This window comes from Polaribacter marinaquae, assembly GCF_038019025.1.
Taxonomy (GTDB): domain Bacteria; phylum Bacteroidota; class Bacteroidia; order Flavobacteriales; family Flavobacteriaceae; genus Polaribacter; species Polaribacter marinaquae.
Genome location: NZ_CP150496.1, coordinates 2,390,189 through 2,409,119, shown reverse-complemented (window position 1 = coordinate 2,409,119; position 18,931 = coordinate 2,390,189). Strand labels below are relative to the sequence as shown.

Below are 18,931 nucleotides of genomic sequence, written 5' to 3'. Positions count from 1 at the left end.
AATGAATTATCTAAAAATATTTTCTCCGGCAACAGTTGCCAATGTTTCTTGCGGATTTGATTCTCTTGGTTTTGCTGTTGATACTATTGGCGATGAAATGACTTTTACAAAAACGCAAGAAAAAGGAGTTAAAATAACAAATATTACAGGCGCAAATTTAACGTATGATGTTGATAAAAATGCAGCAAGTGCAGTTGTAAAAAAAATGCTAGAAGATGCAAATGCAGATTTTGGCGTAGCTTTAACAATTCACAAAGGTTTTTCTCCGGGTAGTGGCTTAGGTAGTTCTGCTGCAAGTGCTGCGGGTGCTGCTTTTGGTACAAATAAATTACTTAACAACGTGTTTTCTAATTTAGAACTTACAAAATTTGCTATGTTTGGCGAAAAAGTTGCTTGCGGTTCTGCAATTGCAGATAATGTTGCAGCTGCAATTTATGGTGGTTTTGTATTGGTTAGAAGCTACGAGCCTTTAGAAATCATAAAATTACCTGTACCAAATGAGTTAAGAGCTGTTGCTATTCATCCGCAGATAGAAGTAAAAACAAAAGATGCTAGAGAAGTATTACCTTCTAAAATAGACTTAAACGATGCAGTTACACAATGGGCAAATGTTGGTGGGTTAATTAGCGGTTTGTACACAAACAATTATCAATTAATTAGTAATTCTTTGGTTGATATTATAGTAGAACCGCATCGAAAAAAATTAATTCCGTTTTTTGACAACGTAAAAAATAGCGCCTTAAAAGCAGATGCTTTAGGTGCTGGAATTAGTGGTTCTGGTCCAACAATTTTTGCACTTTGTAAAGGTGATGAAATTGCGAATAAAGTACATCAAAGCATCAAAGAAACTTACAAAGAAACAGGTATCGATTTTGAAATGTACATTTCGAAAGTAAATCCTGATGGTATGAAAATATTAAATAGTAATTAATCGTCATTACAAAGAAAGAAAATAACTGAAGTAATCTCTTTCTAACAAACAGGTTGCTTCGTTTCTCTCGCAATGACTAATAATCAAAAAAAAATGAACTATTACAGTTTACATCATAAATCACCAAAATCAACATTTAAAAATGCCGTTGTACAAGGTTTAGCAAAAGATAGAGGAATTTATTTTCCAGATAATATCACGCCACTTTCTAGCGATTTCATCGAAAATATTTCAGATTACTCTAATCATGAAATTGCTTATGAAGTAATTAAACAATTTGTAGGTGATGAAATTCCGACAAAAAAATTAAAAGAAATTATTGCAAATACAGTTTCATTCGATTTTCCTTTGGTGAAGGTTGATAAAAATGTTGCGTCTTTAGAGCTTTTTCACGGACCAACCATGGCTTTTAAAGATGTTGGTGCAAAATTTATGGCACAATGTCTAGAGTATTTTAATGAAGACAATTCAGAAGAAGTAACTGTTTTAGTTGCAACTTCCGGAGACACAGGTGGCGCGGTAGCTAATGGATTTTTAGGTGCAAAAGGTGTAAATGTTGTTATTTTATACCCATCAGGCAAAGTAAGCGACATTCAAGAGAAACAATTAACAACTTTAGGACAAAATATTACAGCTTTAGAAGTAGATGGTGTTTTTGACGATTGCCAAGAAATGGTAAAAACTGCTTTTTTAGATGAAGAAATAACCAAAACCTTAACCTCTGCAAATTCTATTAATGTAGCTAGATGGTTACCGCAGATGTTCTATTTTTTCTTTGCTTACAAAGAACTACATAAGCAACATAAAGACATTGTTTTTTCTGTTCCTAGCGGAAACTTTGGTAATATTTGTGCCGGAATTATGGCTCAGAAAATCGGCTTACCTATAAAGCATTTTGTTGCATCAACAAACGTTAATGACACGGTTCCAAACTACTTAAAAGATGGAGTTTACAAGCCTAAACCATCAAAAGCAACTATTTCTAATGCTATGGATGTTGGGAATCCAAGTAACTTTATAAGAATTCAAGAATTATTTAACAATGATTTAGAATCTTTAAAAAATGCATTTTCTTCTTACAGTTTTTCTGATGATGAAACAAAAGCGACAATGAAAGAAATTTATAAAAACTCTGGTTATGTTGCAGATCCTCATGGCGCTGTTGGTTATCTAGGTTTACAAGAATATAAATTAAAAGATAGTGATTTTGGTGTGTTTTTAGAAACTGCGCATCCTGTTAAGTTTTTAGATGTTGTAGAAGAAACATTGCCTGTTAAAGTTGAAATTCCTGCTCAAATAAAAAAGGTAATTAATAATAAAAAAGTTTCTTTAAAAGTCTCTAATTATCAAGACTTAAAAGATTTTCTTTTAAAATAATAACTTTTTAAAGCATAAAAAAAAGGATTACAACAGAGCTGTAATCCTTTTTTTATGTTATAATAGAAATTTAGTTTTTAGCATTTACCATCCAATTTATACCAAACTCATCTGTACATCTTCCAAAAAAACCCCATTCTCTTTCTCTAAACTCGTGATGCACAACTCCGTTTTTAGATAAATTTTCAAAAACAGATTTTGCTTCTTCTTTTTGATTAAAATCTACACTCATATGCACTTGATTTCCAGAATTTATTGGAGTATCTGGCGCAGCATCATAAGCCATAAAATTTACACCTTTACCTTTTAATTCTGCGTGTTGTAGTTTTTTTCTATATGATGATGGCACATCAATTTTCTTGTCTTCGTATGTTATTCTATTCTCTACTTTTGCATCAAATAATTCTCCATAAAAATTTAATGCCTCTTGACAATTTCCATCGAACGCTAAATAAGATTGTACTTTCATTTTTCTAAATTTTAAAGATTAATATTCTATGATTCAAAAATAGAATACTACTACTTTATGCTTTAGCTTAAATGATTTTTATATTAACGCTATCTCTATTTTCAGATAAATTAGAGATCTAAGACATCTTTAATCAACCAATCATCTACAGATAATTCTTCTGATGAATGTAAAACCGAAATATCACATGTTGTCTCAAAAATTACAGCTTTTACTTCAGATAATTTTAAAACATTTGCTTCCCTTAACTTCGCTCTTAAATCTCCTTCGGTAACCTGTGCCTTTTTAAGGTTTTCCCACAAAATTTGATCATTCTTCATTAAAAATAATGGTTCGTTATCTACAATATTTCTAAAAAACTGAAACCTTCTTAAATATGCGGTTATGCCTTGTAACACATAAATTGTAGTCAAACCAAATACACCTTCAAATAAAGAAACGGACTTAGAAAGTAATGTTGATGCAATAATAGAACCTATTGCAATTGTGCAAGCAAAATCGAAACTAGACATTTTAGAAAAGCTACGTTTGCCGAAAATTTTAGTGAGTAATATTATGATAATATAGATACCCAAACAAGATATAAATATAAATTGCAGTGTATTATAATTGGTAAAAATCCATTCTTTCATGTTCTTATTTTTGTATAAAAATATAAGAAACAAATAAAAAGTCCTAACAAATTAAATTTGTTAGGACTTTTTTGTTGGCCTACAAGGACTCGAACCTTGAATGTCGGTACCAAAAACCGGTGTGTTACCAATTACACCATAGGCCAATGCTTTAATGCGGGTGCAAATTTAAAACTTTCTTTTAAACTCACAAACATTTTTAAATATTTTTTTTCTTTAACAAAGATTTATGAGCTTTTTTAAGTCTAAAAACCCACTTTTAAATGTTTATATATTTATTTATTGTTAAATTCGCCCACACATAATTAAGTATTTCTTATGACATCAGCAAACTTTAAAAAATGGAATATCATTTTAGGATGGTTCACGTTTGTAATTGCGCTAATAACCTACTCTTTAACAATAGAACCAACAGTTAGTGCTTGGGATGTTGGAGAATATATAGCAACTTCTGTAAAACTAGAAGTTGGGCATCCGCCAGGTGCACCTTTATTTCAAATGTTAGGCGCATTTTTTGCAATGTTTACATCAGAAAGTTCTGAAATTGCCAAAATGGTAAACTTTATGTCTGCTTTAGCTAGTGCATTTACTATTTTGTTTATGTTCTGGACAATTACCAATTTAGGTGAAAAATTAGCTTTAAAATCAGGAAAATTAACAGAAGGTAGCTATATAGCAATTTTAGGAAGTAGTATTGTAGGTTCTTTAGCCTATACATTTTCTGATAGTTTTTGGTTTAGTGCCGTAGAAGGAGAAGTGTATGCGATGTCTTCTTTTTTAATGGCAATACTATTTTGGTTAGGCTTAAAATGGGAAAGTGAATTACACACTGCACGTGGTAACAAATGGCTAATTCTAATAAGTTTTGTTGTTGGTTTGTCTTTTGGCGTACATATTTTATCATTACTTGTAATTCCTGCAATTGTAATGTTATATTTCTTTAAAACTTATAAAAACATCAATCTAAAATCTACAGCAATTGCAACAGTTTTATCTGTTTTTGTTTTAGCTTTTGTTTTTAAGTTTTTATTTCCTTTTACACTTAAGTTTTTTAGTGCTTCAGAATTATTTTTTATCAATACAATTGGCTTACCATATAATTCTGGTAGTATTATTGCTGCAATTATTCTAATGGCTCTTTTCTTCTTCGGATTAAAATACACTCGAAAAAAGAAAAAAGTACACGCAAATACACTAATACTTGCTGTTTTATTTATTATGATTGGTTTCTCGTCTTGGATGATGTTACCAATTAGAGCAAACGCAAACACTACAATTAACGAAAACAACCCTTCTAGTGCTAGAGAATTATTAGCCTATTACGAACGTGAGCAATACGGTGACGCAAATGTGTTTTACGACACTTATTACTCTAATAAATACAGCAGAGAACAAGATGCAAACAATCCTTTAAAGGATGACAAACCTAAATACGAAAAGAAAAATGGCAAATATGTTATTGTAAATAAATACAAGAATGTTGTACCAAATTATTCTGATAAGCATAAAGGTTTTATTCCAAGAATGGTAGATCCTGCATCCGAAGAAATGTATAAAAAAATCGCAGGTATTCCTTTAAATAGTAAAAGAAGACCCACTTTTGGCGAAAACCTAAAGTTTATGTTTAGCTATCAATTTGGTTATATGTATGGTCGTTATTTTATGTGGAATTTTGTTGGAAGACAAAACGATATTCAAGGTCGATTAGATTTATTTAACGGAAACTGGATTAGCGGTATCGATGCTATCGACGAAGTTCGATTAGGCTCTCAGCAACAATTACCGTCTCAAGTTTTAGAAAATAAAGGAAGAAATAAATATTATTTTTTACCATTAATTTTAGGATTAATCGGTTTATTTTTTCAAGTAAAATGGGATAAAGAAAACTTCTTTACACTTTTCTTATTTTTCGCTTTTACTGGTTTTGCAATTATATTTTACACAAACCCAAAACCTTTTGAACCTAGAGAAAGAGATTATGCGGTTGTAGGTAGTTTTTACATTTTTGCAATATGGATTGGCTTTGGAGTGCTAGCTCTTTATGAATACTTAAAGAATGTTGCCAATAAAAAAACGGTTGCAATTGCAGTTTCTGTAATAACACTTTTGGCAGTACCAACATTAATGGCATCAGAAAACTGGGATGACCACGATAGATCTAACAGATATACAACACGCTTAAATGCTCAAGCGTATTTAGAAAGTTGCGATGAAAACGCGATTATGTTTACCATTGGAGATAATGATACTTTCCCACTTTGGTACATGCAAGAAGTAGAAGGTATTAGAACAGATTTAAAGCTAGTAAACACAAGTTTATTTGCTACAGATTGGTATATCGACCAAATGAAAAGAGCAACTTATGATGCTCCTCCGATTCCTTCTCAATTAAAACATGACCAATATAAATACGGAAGTTTAGATATTGCGTACCATATAGAACACCCAAGATTTAAAGATTCTATTATAGAAATTAAAGATTTTATGCGTTGGATTTCTTCTGATAGTGATGCAACTTATTATATTGTTGAAGAAGAAAATATCAAAGAAAAATATTATCCTACAAACAGAATTAGAATTCCTGTAAACAAAGAAAACGTTTTAAAAAGCGGAATTGTTGCACAAAAAGATGCAGACAAAATTGTAGACTTTATAGATATTACTATTGATGAAAGAGGCATTACAAAAAACCGCCTTTTAATGTTAGATATCTTAGCAAATAACGACTGGAAACGCCCAATTTACTTTACTGGTGGTGCAAATGCCGATGAAGAATATATTTGGTTAAAAGATTATTTACAATTAGATGGTTTGGCTTTTAAATTAGTACCAATTAAAACGCCAGCAAAATATATAGACGAAGCTGGCAGACCAAGAGAAGTAAGTTTGTTTGATATTGGTAGAATAGATGCTGATAAAATGTACGCCAACATTAATAAACTAGACTGGAAAAATATAAATAGTGGCGAAATATATTTAGACGAACAAACAAAAAGAAATGCAATTTCACTTAGAAACAGCCTAATGCGCTTATCTGATGCTTTTGCAAAACAAGGTGACACAATTAAAGCTGTAGAAGTATTAGACTTATCTTTAAGCAAAATGCCTATTGAAGATTTTGACCACTACAGTTTATCTTTGGGGTATCCAGAAATGTATTATAATTTAGGAGAAAACAATAAAGCAAAAGCAACAGCAGAAACACTAAGTAGATTAATAATCGAAAAACTAACTTGGTTAAGTACGTTTGACAAAAATGATAGTGATTTAATTTTTGATGAAATAGACCAATCTTTATACATGTTTAAGAACCTAATAGATCAGGTAGAAAGAGGTAGCAATAATAAAGATTACGTTTCTAAAATTCAGACAGATTTTATGGACACTGTAAAACTTTTTGGGCATTTAATGCCAGACGAAGAGTAATACAAAAATGAAAGCATATTTCCCCGGAACGCCAGATTTTATAATGAGATTATTCTCTAAATACATCTGGCGTTTTTCTTTAGAAAAAAAAGAAGTTTTTTTAACTTTTGATGATGGCCCAACTCCAGAAATTACACGATTTGTTCTAAATGAATTGAAAAAATACGATGCAAAAGCAACTTTTTTTTGCATTGGAAAAAACATTGAGAATGAACCTGAAATTTTTAATGCTATAATTTCTGATGGACATACAATAGGTAATCATACTCAAAATCATTTTAATGGCTGGAAAAACGATACATCTGTATATCTTGATAACGTTTTAACTTGTGAAAAAAGCATACTAAAACATTCTAACCAAAATTCTGACTCTAAATTATTTAGACCGCCTTACGGTAAAATTAAAAAATCGCAAGCTAGAATTTTAATAGAAAAAGGCTTTAAAATAATTATGTGGACGGTTTTGTCTGGTGATTTTGATAATAAATTATCTAAAGAGAATTGCCTACAAAATGTTTTAAAAAACGTAAACAACGGTAGTATTATTGTTTTTCATGATAGTGTAAAAGCTGCCGAAAAAGTTACTTATGTACTGCCAAAGGTTTTAGAAAAACTCTCTAAGCAAGGTTTTGTTTTTAAAGCAATAAAATAACAGCTAAAAGAAAAAGTCAGCAAATAGTTTAGCCCTGATTGAGCGGCATGTTTGAGCTCTTTTCTAGGAACGAAGAAAAAGCGAGTAGCGAAAGCAGGAAATAGCTTCTAAAAATACTGCTGCACCAAGCCAATTAATGTGTTTGCGTCTTGATAACCTGTTTGACGCCATTTCATTTCGCCATTTTTATAGATCATAAACGTTGGGTTTCCTTTTACACGCAAAGCATCTGCAAGAACTTCGTTTTTATTAATATCTATTTTAATAACTTTTGCTCTATCACCTAACGCTGCTGCTACACTTCTTAGGGTTTCTACGGTAGTTTCTGCATCCGAAAGTTCTGCATAGAAATCTATAAGAACTGGTTTATGAACACTGATTAATTCTCCAAATTTTGTCATGATATAAGTTTTTTAAGAGGTAAAAACGTATAAATTAGTCAATTGTTAATTCACAAATATAAGAAATCTATTTGAATAAGCTGATTATCAAGCTTTTTTAAGCTCGATCACCGTAATTTCTGGCCAAATACCAACACGCCCGGGAAAAGCATGATAACCAAAACCTCTGTTTACATTTATAAATCTACCTGCTTCTTCATACAAACCTGCCCATTGTTTGTATACAAATTGAGAAGGACTCCATTTTAACCAACCGGGTATTTCGATTCCCATTTGCAAACCATGTGTATGACCGCTTAATGTTAAGTGATAATTAAGATTGTCTTTTTTAACGATTTCTTCCCAATGACTAGGATCGTGAGACATTAAAATTTTAAAATCTTCTTTTTTGATATTTTTAGAAGCCTTTTTTAAATCTCCGGCTTGGTTGAAACCTTTTCCCCAATTTTCTACACCTAAAAGTGCAATTTTCTGTCCGTCTTTTTCTAGATATCGATGTTCATCTAACAACAAATCGAAACCTATCTTTTTATGAATATCTTTTACTTTTTGAAAGTTATCTATTTTGTCTTGCGGATTCTTCCAATCCATATAATCACCATAATCATGATTTCCTAAAATAGAATATTTACCTTCTTTGGCTTCTAGTTTATCAAAAACATCAATCCAATCATCCATTTCATCTGCTTTATTATTTACAATATCTCCTGTAAACAACATAATATCAGATTTTTGCTGATTGATTAAATCTACGCCGTATTTAATCTTTTCTTTATTTGTAAAACTACCTGAATGAATATCTGAAATTTGTGTAATTGTAAAACCATCAAAAGCATCTGGTAAATCTTTAAAAGATAATTGATACTTTAAAACTTTATAATTGTATTTACCTTGTAAAATACCATAAATAAAAGATGCAAAAGGTATTGCCGCTAAACCTAAAGCTATTTGCGATATAAATTTTCTTCTACTAGCTAAAGGCTTTGTATTTTCTGATGAAATAGCAGAAATTAATTTTAAAAACCACCTATAAATGTCTTCACCAAACATAAACAATAACACAATTATTTTAGGAATTAAAACGGTAAGCAATAAACCCATTGCCATTTGAAATTGTGGTGTTTGCCCTTGACCTCTATCATAAGTTAATGCAACATATAAAAAGTTTGCATACACAGCTACACTTATAAACAACCATGCAAAACGAATAATTTTATTTTTAGAAATTGTTTTAATTGCCTGAAAAGCATAAAACTCTAATAATATAATAACGGCAAATAAAATAACAAGTCTAATTATCATTTTCATGAAGAATCTTTATTTAAAAAATATTCGGTAAAGATAAGCGTTATAATTTCGTTTGAATTTTAATAGCATGTTAAAGTTTTGTAGCTTTACTGCAACATCTGTGGCCATAAAAAACCACAACTATTTTAGAAAAAATTACCATTAAATTTTAGATATGTCAGATCAAAAAAGAGTTTTTTTAGTAGATGCCTTTGCATTGATTTTTAGAGGATATTATGCTTTTATTAAAAATCCGAGAATTAATTCTAAAGGTTTAGACACCTCTGCAATAATGGGTTTTATGAACTCTCTTTTAGACGTAATTAAAAGAGAAAGACCAGATCATTTAGCAGTTTGTTTTGATAAAGGAGGTAGTGTAGATCGAGTAGAAATGTTCGAAGCCTATAAAGCCAACAGAGATGAAACACCAGAAGCAATTAAAGTGGCTGTACCTTATATTCAAGAAATTTTAAAAGCCATGCATATTCCTATTATGGTTAAAGAAGGTTTTGAGGCAGATGATGTAATTGGTACACTTTCTAAACAAGCAGAAAAAGAAGGTTATAAAACTTTTATGGTAACACCAGATAAAGATTTTGCACAATTGGTTTCTGAAAACATTTTTATGTACAAACCTCGTTTTGGTGGTGGTTATGATATTTGGGGAATACCAGAAGTACAAGAAAAATTTGGCGTAGAAACACCAGAGCAAGTAATTGATTTCTTAGGAATGATGGGAGATTCTGCAGATAACATTCCGGGATTACCAGGTGTTGGAGAAAAAACTGCCAAAAAGTTTTTAGCTGCTTACGGTTCAATGGAAAACCTTTTAGCAAATACACACGAGTTAAAAGGAAAAATGAAAGAGAAACTAGAAGCCAACGGAGAGTTAGGCTTACTTTCTAAAAAACTAGCTACAATTATGCTAGATGTTCCTGTTACCTTTCATGCAAAAGATTTTGAATTAGATCAACCAGATATCGAAAAAGTTACCGCTCTTTTTAATGAATTAGAATTTAGAAACTTACTAGTAAACTTTACACGAACTTTTGCTGTTGAAAATGCAGAAAAAGTAAATTCTGCAGAAAACTCATCCGAAGAAAAAGTAAAAACCACAGCAAAAAAAGCCGTTACTGCACCAGAAGGTCAATTTGACTTATTTGCTGCACCAGGTTCTGGTAGTGTTTCTGATGCCGACATTGCATCTGGATTTAAAACAATTAATAACACCGATCATTTTTATCAGCATATAGATTCTGTTTTATCAAGAAAACTATTACTTCGAAAATTAATGGCTCAAAAATCTGTTTGCTTCGATACAGAAACAACTGGTTTAAAAGCTTTAGAAGTAGAGTTGATAGGAATTGCATTTTCTTTTGAAAAAGGAAAAGGTTATTATGTTTCTTTTCCGGAAGATCAAGAAGAAACAAGATTAATCTTAGAAGAATTTAGACCATTTTTTGAATCAGAAATTGAAAAAATTGGTCATAATTTAAAATACGACATTAAAGTTTTATCAAATTACAACATGCCTGTAAAAGGTAAATTGTTTGATACTATGATTGCGCATTATTTAATCAATCCTGATATGCGTCATAATATGGATATGTTGGCAGAAACCTATTTAAATTATCAACCCGTTTCTATTACAGAATTAATTGGTAAAAAAGGTAAAAACCAACTTTCTATGCGCGTTGTACCGATTAAAGACCAAACAGAATATGCGGTAGAAGATGCAGATATCACTTTTCAATTAAAGCAATTATTTACATCAGAATTAGAAAGTGGTAATGTTACCAAACTTTTTAATGAGATAGAATTACCATTGGTATCGGTTTTAACGGCAATGGAAATTGAAGGTATTAATGTAAATACAGATTTTCTAAAAGAACTTTCGATTGCTTTGTCTGATGATATTAATCGTTTAGAAAAAGAAATTTACGAACAAGCTGGCGAAGAGTTTAATATTGCATCACCTAAACAATTAGGAATTGTGCTTTTCGAGAAAATGGAATTGGTTAAAAAACCTAAAAAGACCAAAACAGGTCAATATAAAACCGGCGAAGATATTTTATCCTTTTTAGCTAAAGACCATAAAATAATTAGAGACATTCAAGAATATAGACAATACAAAAAACTACAAAGTACATATGTAGATGCTTTACCAAACGAAATTAATTCGAAAACTGGTAGAATTCATACGGAATATATGCAAGCGGTTGCTGCAACAGGTCGTTTAAGTTCTAACAATCCTAATTTACAGAACATACCAATTAGAACAGAACGTGGTAGAGAGGTTAGAAAAGCTTTTGTTCCTAAAGATGATAATTATGTTTTACTAGCGGCAGATTATTCGCAAATAGAACTAAGAATTATTGCTGCTTTAAGTGAAGAAGAAAACATGATAAATGCTTTTAAAAACGGCGAAGATATTCATGCTTCTACTGCTGCAAAGGTTTTTAATATTGCTTTAGAAGATGTTACAAGAGAGCAACGTAGCAATGCTAAAACCGTAAACTTTGGTATTGTTTACGGTGTTTCTGCTTTTGGCTTAAGTAACCAAACTAATTTATCTAGAAGTGAAGCCAAAGAATTAATAGATACGTATTACGAAACGTATCCTAAATTAAAAGCTTACATGACTTCTCAAGTAGAATTTGCAAGAGAAAAAGGATATGTAGAAACCGTTTTAAATAGACGTAGATATTTAAAAGACATCAATTCTAGAAATGCAATGGTAAGAAGCGGCGCAGAAAGAAACGCAGTAAACGCACCAATACAAGGTTCTGCAGCCGATATTATTAAACTTGCAATGATAAATATTCATAACCGATTCGAAGCAGAAGGTTTTAAATCTAAAATGCTTTTACAAGTGCATGATGAATTGGTTTTTGATGCACACAAAGAAGAGCTAGAAATTATTAGACCAATTATTAAGCATGAAATGGAAAACGCATTTAAAATGAGTGTACCGTTAGATGTAGAAATAGATTTAGGTGAAAATTGGTTAGAAGCACATTAAAAATGAAATTAGACTACATAGAAAACTACAACGGACTTGATGAAAATTTAGTTCGATTATATAATTTTGACAAAACAGAAGCCCTTAAATTTAAGAATTTATTGGAGGAAATTGTCATCAATAAAAAACAGAAATTAAATTTAGCTGAAATAGATTTTATTGAACCAAGAAATTGCAATTTAATTTTTGGTTTATTTAAATCTGATGAAGGAATTTTAACCAAAGACAATGAAACTTTTTTCTGTATTTTAACTTTAGAAAGTTTTATTAAAATGATATCTTTAATAGAACCTTTTTGCAAAAAAGACACAAGAGCTCATCAATATTTATATGATGTAGACACACCTACAGATTTACTTTTTTGTCCTTCTGCTACTTAAAAATTTGATAGGTTTTTAACAAAAGCAACAACTAATAAGAAACGAAATAACTAACAGTTAGAAGACACATGTTTAGCTTGATATGTTTTCTAAAAAAACGAAAATCCAAAACCAAAAGAAACACTATCCAATCGGTTATTTTTAAACCCGTAGATACCTTTTCTATGAAAATCTATTCTAAAAACAGTGTTCCATCTTTTTCCTCCAGCAACTTGAACTCCGACACCTAAACCATAATAATTACCATCTGAATACTTAGAGGAAGGTGTCCACATTTTACCATATCTAACTTCTATAAAATGATTGTTATTTTCTTTTTCTGTAATATTATACCGTAAACTACCATACGCTGGAAAAGCATCTACAGCATAATTAAAATGAAAATCGTAACCACCATTTAAAGCGACAGCTACTCTTTTTTTAAACTCGTAACCAAAACCAACTCTAAAAAAGAAAGCAGAAGGCACAATAAGTGGTCCGTTATCATCATCATTCCCTATTTCATAATCTTCATTTATACCTAGTGTAAAGTTTAAATCTGCAGTAAAAAAAGGTCGTCCTAATTTTTCTTGAGAGAAGGTTATTTGAAATACTGTAAGTGCTAAAATTGAAAGTAGTGTTCTTTTCATTTGGCTATCTTTTTTTGAGATTTAAGTCATCAATAACTATTCCGTTTTACACCAATCAATTAAAAGTTAATTTCCCTTATTTCAATAAATGAATTTTATATGTAATTTTGCAATCAATTATGAGCATAATATCTAAAGACATACAAAAAGCAGCGCAATTATTAACTGATGAGAAGTTAGTAGCAATACCAACAGAAACAGTTTATGGATTGGCAGGAAATATTTTTAGTGAGAAAGCTATTAAAAGTATCTTTTCTACTAAAAAAAGACCTTTTTTTAATCCGTTAATTGTACATATCCCTTCTAAGGAAGCGCTAAAAGATATTGTTGTTGATATTCCAGAGAAAGCAAAATTATTAGCAGATGCTTTTTGGCCAGGTTCTATGACTTTAGTTTTAAAAAAGAATAAAAATATTCCTGACTTAATTACAGCCGGTAAAGACACTGTTGCTGTTCGTATACCAAATCACCCGGTAACATTAGAACTTTTAAATAGTATCGATTTTCCTTTGGCAGCGCCAAGTGCAAATCCTTTTGGTAGTATTAGCCCTACTAAACCAGAACATGTAGAAAGTTATTTTAGCAATGAAATTTCTCAGGTTTTAGACGGCGGATCTTGCGCAAACGGAATAGAATCTACTATTATTGGTTTTAACAACAACGAGCCAATTATTTATCGATTAGGTGCTTTGGCTTTAGAAGAAATAGAAGCTGTTGTTGGTAAAATTACAATTTTAAATAAGAAAGAAGTTAAACCTGATGCTCCTGGAATGTTGGCAAGACATTACGCACCAAAAACTACAACATATTTAGTTGATGATGTTGCTTCTGAAATACAAAAACATAACGATAAAAAAATCGGAGTTTTAGTATTTAATTCCTCTGTAAATAATAATGAGATAACAGAAATTATTCTTTCTAAAAACAATTCTATGCAAGAAGCTGCTACTAACCTATACAACGCCATGCACACTTTAGATAGCCAAAATTTAGATATTATAATTGCAGAGCGTTTTCCTAATAATGGCTTAGGAAAATCTATAAACGATAGATTACAACGCGCTACATTTAAATAATTTATCTTACAAACCTATACGTTGCTTTTAATAGAAAAGTATCATTAGCAGGAACATCAAAAATTTGATTGCTTACACTATCAGTTAAAGAGTCGTTTATATTTTGAGAACCTGCAGAACCTCTAGCCCAAACTAAAAATAATTCCGAACCAGGTATATATTCCCATCTTACCACTAAGTTTGTTTGTAATTGTACAAATGAAAAATCTGGATTCGAAAACGAATACGTGTCATTATCTAAGTTTTCATCAATAGTATAAATGCTGCTACCAGAATTTGTTGTGGTTTTAGATATTTGATTCTCAGTATAAAAATTAACACGATCGTCAATAGAACTTGCTACAGAATTATTTACATAATTAAAGTTAGAATATCTACCTCTAGAAATATAAGGTTGTCCATAAAATTGAACAGAAAAATTAGGATTTAAACTATAATTTAATCGCAAAGTAGAAGACCAAGTATCATTTTTAATATTACCTAAAATGTATCGTTTTAAATTACCAAAATCTGCAGTAGTAACATATTGTGTTCTATCTTGTGTTTTACTTAAAGAATTATCTAAAGACATGCTAAAAGAATCAAAAGGTTGATAATTAATTCTAAATGTATACCTATTTCTATTAAAAACATCTTCTTCACTTTTAACTTTAAGGTAACTAACTCTAAAACTAAATTTCTTACTTCTATCAGAATTTATTGAAGCATAATAAAAAATATCATCTGCAGCACGCCAACGCGGACCACCTCTTAAAAAAGCATTTCTATGGATGTTATTACTAGATCCAAATCCACCGCTTGTAGACCAATTGTTTATCCAACTGATGTCTCCTTGTAATTCATATCTAAATCGATTTAAATTACCTCCAAAATCGTAACTTGTAGATTGCTCTAAACGTAAATTCATATTTCTATAAATGTCAGTAGGAACTTGCCATAAATATCTTGCTTCTGTAAATTGAATCATCTCATCGGTTTGTCTTAAAAAGCCAACATCATTCAATTCTAATTCCGGAGAACGCCATACAAAACCAGCATTATAACGCCAATTACCACCACCTTGCTTACCTGCCTCTACTCTACCACCTGTACCTGTTAAAGAAGTTCTATTTTCATCTAAATTAATATAATCTGCATCAACTCTTTGAAATAATCTAGCAATTGATTTTTGTGTATTAGAAATTGCTTCTTTACTACCGTTAACACGACTTAAAATACTATTTCCTTCTACATAGAACTCCCTATCTTGCCAAGTGTGTCTAAAATCTACACCTGCTGTATAGGCAGATTTATGCAACTCATTAAAATTACCATCTAAATTTCTATTTGTAGCCGTTGCAATACCACCGATGTAAGAATTTCTTTCATTAAAATCTTTCTGAACTCTTGTAACGAAGTAATTTGTTAAAGGCTCTACTATTTCTTCTCTAGTACTACCATCTACTTGTCTTATTTCTGCAAATTCATTAGCAGTAACACTCTCTAAAACACCAATAGACCATCCATTTTGTGTTTTACCAGAAAACTTAGCTGCTCCTAAAATTGTTGAATTTTGCGGAACATCTGCAAATTCTCCCGCTTGCAAATTGGCACCTCTATGAGGATTTCTACCAATTCTTCTGCTATAAAAAAGATTGTCTCTACCATTTGCAAATCTAAAGTCAAAAATATTTTTATTCTCTACAAAAAAGGGTCTTTGTTCTCTAAAAAATATTTGAAATCCGTCTAAAGCAATAGCTCCAGGGTCTGCTTCTACTTGTCCAAAATCAGGATTAATAGTAAGATCTAAAGTTAAATCGTTTGTAATTCCGATTTTAGCATCTAAACCTGCATTTAATTTAAAATCACTTCCATCTCTGTAAGGGTTATTTGGTTCTGCAAGATAATTATCATATTGCATAACAGTAAACGGCTGTACCTCTAGTTGTTTTTGAGACACCAAATCGATTAAACCATGTAATTCTCCGGCCTCACTAATAAAACCAGCTTGATCGTTAGGTATTCTTTGCCATAAAGACCTTTCTTGTAACCTAAAAATAGTTCTATTAACATTAAAACCCCAAATTTGTTCTTTAGCATTACCAAAACGTAATTGACTAAATGGAATCTTCATTTCTGCGGTCCATCCTTTATCATCTACTTGTGCATCTGTATACCAAATAGGGTTCCAACTTTCATCAAAATTATCACCGTTACCTGTAGCAATCTCTTCACCTTTTACTCCTGCAGCAGTTGTAGTAAAAACAAAAGCGGTTCTTTTATCGTGATAACTATCTATAATTACATTTATTCTATCTCCTGCAAAACCATCTCTTCTACTTAATCTTTGTTGAATTAATTCTGGATTAGCATCTAAAGCTCTTAATGCGATGTATAAATACTTTGCATCGTACATAACTTTAAACATTGTTTGGTGCGCAGGCGGTGTGCCTTCATCTGGAGATTTTTCTACAAAATCAGAAGACCATTCTACCACATTCCATGCATCATCAGAAACATCACCATCAATAATAGGTGCTTTTTTTAGTTTTTTTGTAGTATAAATTCTCTTAGGTAATTTAGTTTGAGAGGCTTCTTGTGCATAAAGGCAAAATGCAGAAAAAACAGTTAATAATGTAATTAAAAACTTCATGTAATTTTGGGTTGATTTTTTATCAAAAAAGACTGTTTTTTTGATTTTGCAAAAGTACCTTACTAATATGGTAAAGTTTTCTTAAGATTCTGTTAATTTTAAAAACTTTAAAAACAGTAAATTAGTCTCGAAAAAAATAATCTAAAACTCTATTTGTCAATTAAATAAATAGCATTACATTTGCACTCCTTTTTTAAGGAAAATGAATATTATTAATAATTGACAAAAACTAATAGTGTAATTATGAACACATTAAGTTACAAAACAGTATCAGCAAACAGCGCTACCGTAAACAAGGAGTGGGTTTTAGTTGATGCGGACGGGCAAACGTTGGGTCGTCTAGCTTCTAAAGTAGCTAAGCTAATTAGAGGTAAATACAAGCCAAACTTTACTCCTCACGTAGATTGTGGAGACAACGTGGTTATTATCAACGCAGAAAAAATTAACCTTACTGGAAACAAGTGGAGAGACAAATCTTACATTCGTCACACAGGTTACCCAGGAGGACAAAGATCGTTAACTGCAACAGAAATGTTTGAGAAAGATCCTACAAGATTAATCGAAAAAGCAGTTAAAGGGATGTTACCAAAAAATACTTTGGGAAGCGCTTTATACAGAAACTTGTATGTATATGCAGGTACAGAGCACAAACAAGCAGGTCAAGAACCTAAAGCTATTAACCTAAACGATCTTAAATAATGGATACAGTTCACAAAATAGGTAGAAGAAAAACAGCTGTTGCTCGTATTTATCTTACAGAAGGTAAAGGTAACATTACTGTAAACAAGAAAGACTATAAAAGTTATTTTACTACTGGTACTTTACAGTACAAAGTACAACAACCTTTAATGTTAACAGAAAACTTAGAATCTTACGATATTAAGGTTAACGTATATGGTGGTGGTATTACAGGACAAGCAGAAGCTATTCGTTTAGCAATCACTAGAGCTTTAGTTTCTATTGATGCAGACCATAGAGCTGTTTTAAAACCAGAAGGATTATTAACGCGTGACCCAAGAATGGTTGAACGTAAGAAATTTGGTCAGAAGAAAGCACGTAAAAAATTCCAATTCTCGAAACGTTAATATATTTGCAAAATTTATTTTGCATTATATTTTATCGAGAACTGTTATTATTACAAACAATTAATATTAAACAGTTTAGTATCTAAATATATAAGACTCGTAAGACTACTTATATATTGATTTCAAAACAGAAAGTAAACACATTTATAAAATGGCAAACGTAAACATTCAAGAATTATTAGATAGTGGTGTACACTTCGGACACCTTACTAGAAAATGGAACCCAAACATGGCTCCTTATATTTATACAGAAAGAAATGGTGTTCACATCATCGATTTGTATAAAACAGCAGCTAAAATAGAAGAAACTTCAGAAGCTTTAAAAAAGATCGCTAACTCTGGACGTAAAATTTTATTTGTTGCTACAAAAAAGCAAGCTAAAGATATTGTTGCAGAAAAAGCAAAATCTGTAAGCATGCCTTATATTACAGAAAGATGGCCTGGGGGAATGTTAACTAACTTTGTTACTATTAGAAAAGCTGTTAAGAAAATGGCTCAGATTGATAGAATGAAGACAGATGGTTCTTTTGATGCATTATCTAAAAGAGAAAAATTACAAATTAATCGTCAAAGAGAAAAATTAGAAAAGAATTTAGGTTCTATCTCTGATATGACTCGTTTACCTGGTGCATTATTTGTAGTAGACATCAAAAAAGAGCACATTGCTGTAGCAGAAGCTCAAAAATTAAACATTCCAATTTTTGCAATGGTAGATACAAACTCTGATCCAAGACAAGTAGACTACGTAATTCCTGCAAACGATGATGCTTCTAAGTCTATAGACAAAGTATTATCTTTTGTTACTGATGCAGTTGCAGAAGGTTTATCTGATAGAAAAGCAGATAAAGAAAAAGTAAAAGAAGCAAAAGCAGAAGCTCCTAAAAAAGCAGAAGCTGCTTCAGAAGAAAAAAAATAATTTAATAACTAATTAG

16 protein-coding genes and 1 tRNA gene are annotated in these 18,931 nt (G+C 31.0%); 10 read left to right on the top strand and 7 right to left on the bottom strand.

Features of this window, described 5'->3' with window-relative positions; all coding sequences use genetic code 11:
• The first annotated feature begins 1 nt into the window (after nt 1).
• Both WG950_RS10920 and thrC read left to right on the top strand, forming a co-directional pair.
• Nucleotides 2–931 carry a homoserine kinase gene (locus tag WG950_RS10920; RefSeq protein ID WP_340932310.1) on the top strand — a complete coding sequence of 310 codons (930 nt, stop codon included), beginning with the start codon at nt 2–4 and terminating at the stop codon, nt 929–931.
• A 93-nt stretch (nt 932–1,024) separates the two neighbouring features.
• A complete protein-coding gene (thrC, locus tag WG950_RS10915; RefSeq protein ID WP_340932308.1) occupies nt 1,025–2,308 on the top strand; it encodes a threonine synthase in 1,284 nt (427 codons plus the stop codon).
• A gap of 70 nt (nt 2,309–2,378) precedes the next feature.
• On the opposite strand, the gene WG950_RS10910 is transcribed toward thrC, so the two are convergent.
• The 3 genes from WG950_RS10910 to WG950_RS10900 all read right to left on the bottom strand — a co-directional run bounded on the left by WG950_RS10910 (nt 2,379) and on the right by WG950_RS10900 (nt 3,555).
• Nucleotides 2,379–2,777: a VOC family protein gene (locus tag WG950_RS10910; protein WP_340932306.1), complete on the bottom strand. Its 399-nt coding sequence runs from the start codon at nt 2,775–2,777 to the stop codon at nt 2,379–2,381.
• A gap of 110 nt (nt 2,778–2,887) precedes the next feature.
• On the bottom strand, nt 2,888–3,409 hold the full coding sequence (locus tag WG950_RS10905; RefSeq protein WP_340932304.1) for a DUF421 domain-containing protein: 522 nt from the start codon (nt 3,407–3,409) through the stop codon (nt 2,888–2,890).
• A gap of 74 nt (nt 3,410–3,483) precedes the next feature.
• A tRNA-Gln gene (locus WG950_RS10900) sits at nt 3,484–3,555 on the bottom strand.
• Nucleotides 3,556–3,727: 172 nt separating this feature from the next.
• Here WG950_RS10900 and WG950_RS10895 point away from each other — a divergent pair.
• Together WG950_RS10895 and WG950_RS10890 are read left to right on the top strand one after the other, a co-directional pair.
• The gene (locus WG950_RS10895) at nt 3,728–6,835 is read left to right on the top strand and encodes a DUF2723 domain-containing protein (protein WP_340932303.1); all 3,108 of its coding nucleotides are present in this window, start codon (nt 3,728–3,730) and stop codon (nt 6,833–6,835) included.
• Nucleotides 6,836–6,842: 7 nt separating this feature from the next.
• Complete coding sequence (locus WG950_RS10890; RefSeq protein ID WP_340932302.1) at nt 6,843–7,487, top strand: polysaccharide deacetylase family protein; 645 nt, start codon at nt 6,843–6,845, stop codon at nt 7,485–7,487.
• Between the two features lie 107 nt (nt 7,488–7,594).
• Here WG950_RS10890 and WG950_RS10885 read toward each other — a convergent pair whose 3' ends face one another.
• Both WG950_RS10885 and WG950_RS10880 read right to left on the bottom strand, forming a co-directional pair.
• On the bottom strand, nt 7,595–7,888 hold the full coding sequence (locus WG950_RS10885) for a thioredoxin family protein (protein ID WP_077810280.1): 294 nt from the start codon (nt 7,886–7,888) through the stop codon (nt 7,595–7,597).
• Between the two features lie 87 nt (nt 7,889–7,975).
• On the bottom strand, nt 7,976–9,196 hold the full coding sequence (locus tag WG950_RS10880) for a metallophosphoesterase (protein WP_340932301.1): 1,221 nt from the start codon (nt 9,194–9,196) through the stop codon (nt 7,976–7,978).
• A 154-nt stretch (nt 9,197–9,350) separates the two neighbouring features.
• On the opposite strand from WG950_RS10880, the gene polA reads away from it, so the two are divergent.
• Nucleotides 9,351–12,197 carry a DNA polymerase I gene (gene polA, locus WG950_RS10875; RefSeq protein ID WP_340932299.1) on the top strand — a complete coding sequence of 949 codons (2,847 nt, stop codon included), beginning with the start codon at nt 9,351–9,353 and terminating at the stop codon, nt 12,195–12,197.
• A gap of 2 nt (nt 12,198–12,199) precedes the next feature.
• Nucleotides 12,200–12,577, top strand: coding sequence for a hypothetical protein (locus WG950_RS10870; protein WP_079737439.1), 378 nt, complete (start codon nt 12,200–12,202; stop codon nt 12,575–12,577).
• Between the two features lie 89 nt (nt 12,578–12,666).
• Here the strand turns inward: WG950_RS10870 and WG950_RS10865 are convergent, their stop codons facing one another.
• A complete protein-coding gene (locus tag WG950_RS10865) occupies nt 12,667–13,206 on the bottom strand; it encodes a hypothetical protein (protein WP_340932296.1) in 540 nt (179 codons plus the stop codon).
• 119 nt (nt 13,207–13,325) lie between these two features.
• Here WG950_RS10865 and WG950_RS10860 point away from each other — a divergent pair, with 119 nt between their 5' ends.
• Nucleotides 13,326–14,282 (top strand): L-threonylcarbamoyladenylate synthase, encoded by a 957-nt coding sequence (locus WG950_RS10860; protein WP_340932293.1) that lies wholly within the window; start codon nt 13,326–13,328, stop codon nt 14,280–14,282.
• Nucleotide 14,283: 1 nt separating this feature from the next.
• On the opposite strand, the gene WG950_RS10855 is transcribed toward WG950_RS10860, so the two are convergent.
• Entirely contained in the window at nt 14,284–16,914 is a 2,631-nt protein-coding gene (locus WG950_RS10855; RefSeq protein ID WP_340932292.1) for a DUF5916 domain-containing protein, read from the bottom strand.
• A 243-nt stretch (nt 16,915–17,157) separates the two neighbouring features.
• Between WG950_RS10855 and rplM the strand changes: the two genes are divergently transcribed.
• From rplM to rpsB, 3 genes are all read left to right on the top strand, one after another.
• The gene (rplM, locus tag WG950_RS10850; protein WP_077811389.1) at nt 17,158–17,613 is read left to right on the top strand and encodes a 50S ribosomal protein L13; all 456 of its coding nucleotides are present in this window, start codon (nt 17,158–17,160) and stop codon (nt 17,611–17,613) included.
• On the top strand, nt 17,613–17,999 hold the full coding sequence (rpsI, locus tag WG950_RS10845; protein ID WP_077810287.1) for a 30S ribosomal protein S9: 387 nt from the start codon (nt 17,613–17,615) through the stop codon (nt 17,997–17,999). Before rplM ends, rpsI begins: the two co-directional genes overlap by 1 nt.
• A 151-nt stretch (nt 18,000–18,150) precedes the next feature.
• Complete coding sequence (rpsB, locus tag WG950_RS10840) at nt 18,151–18,915, top strand: 30S ribosomal protein S2 (RefSeq protein ID WP_340932289.1); 765 nt, start codon at nt 18,151–18,153, stop codon at nt 18,913–18,915.
• The last annotated feature ends 16 nt before the right edge of the window (nt 18,916–18,931 follow it).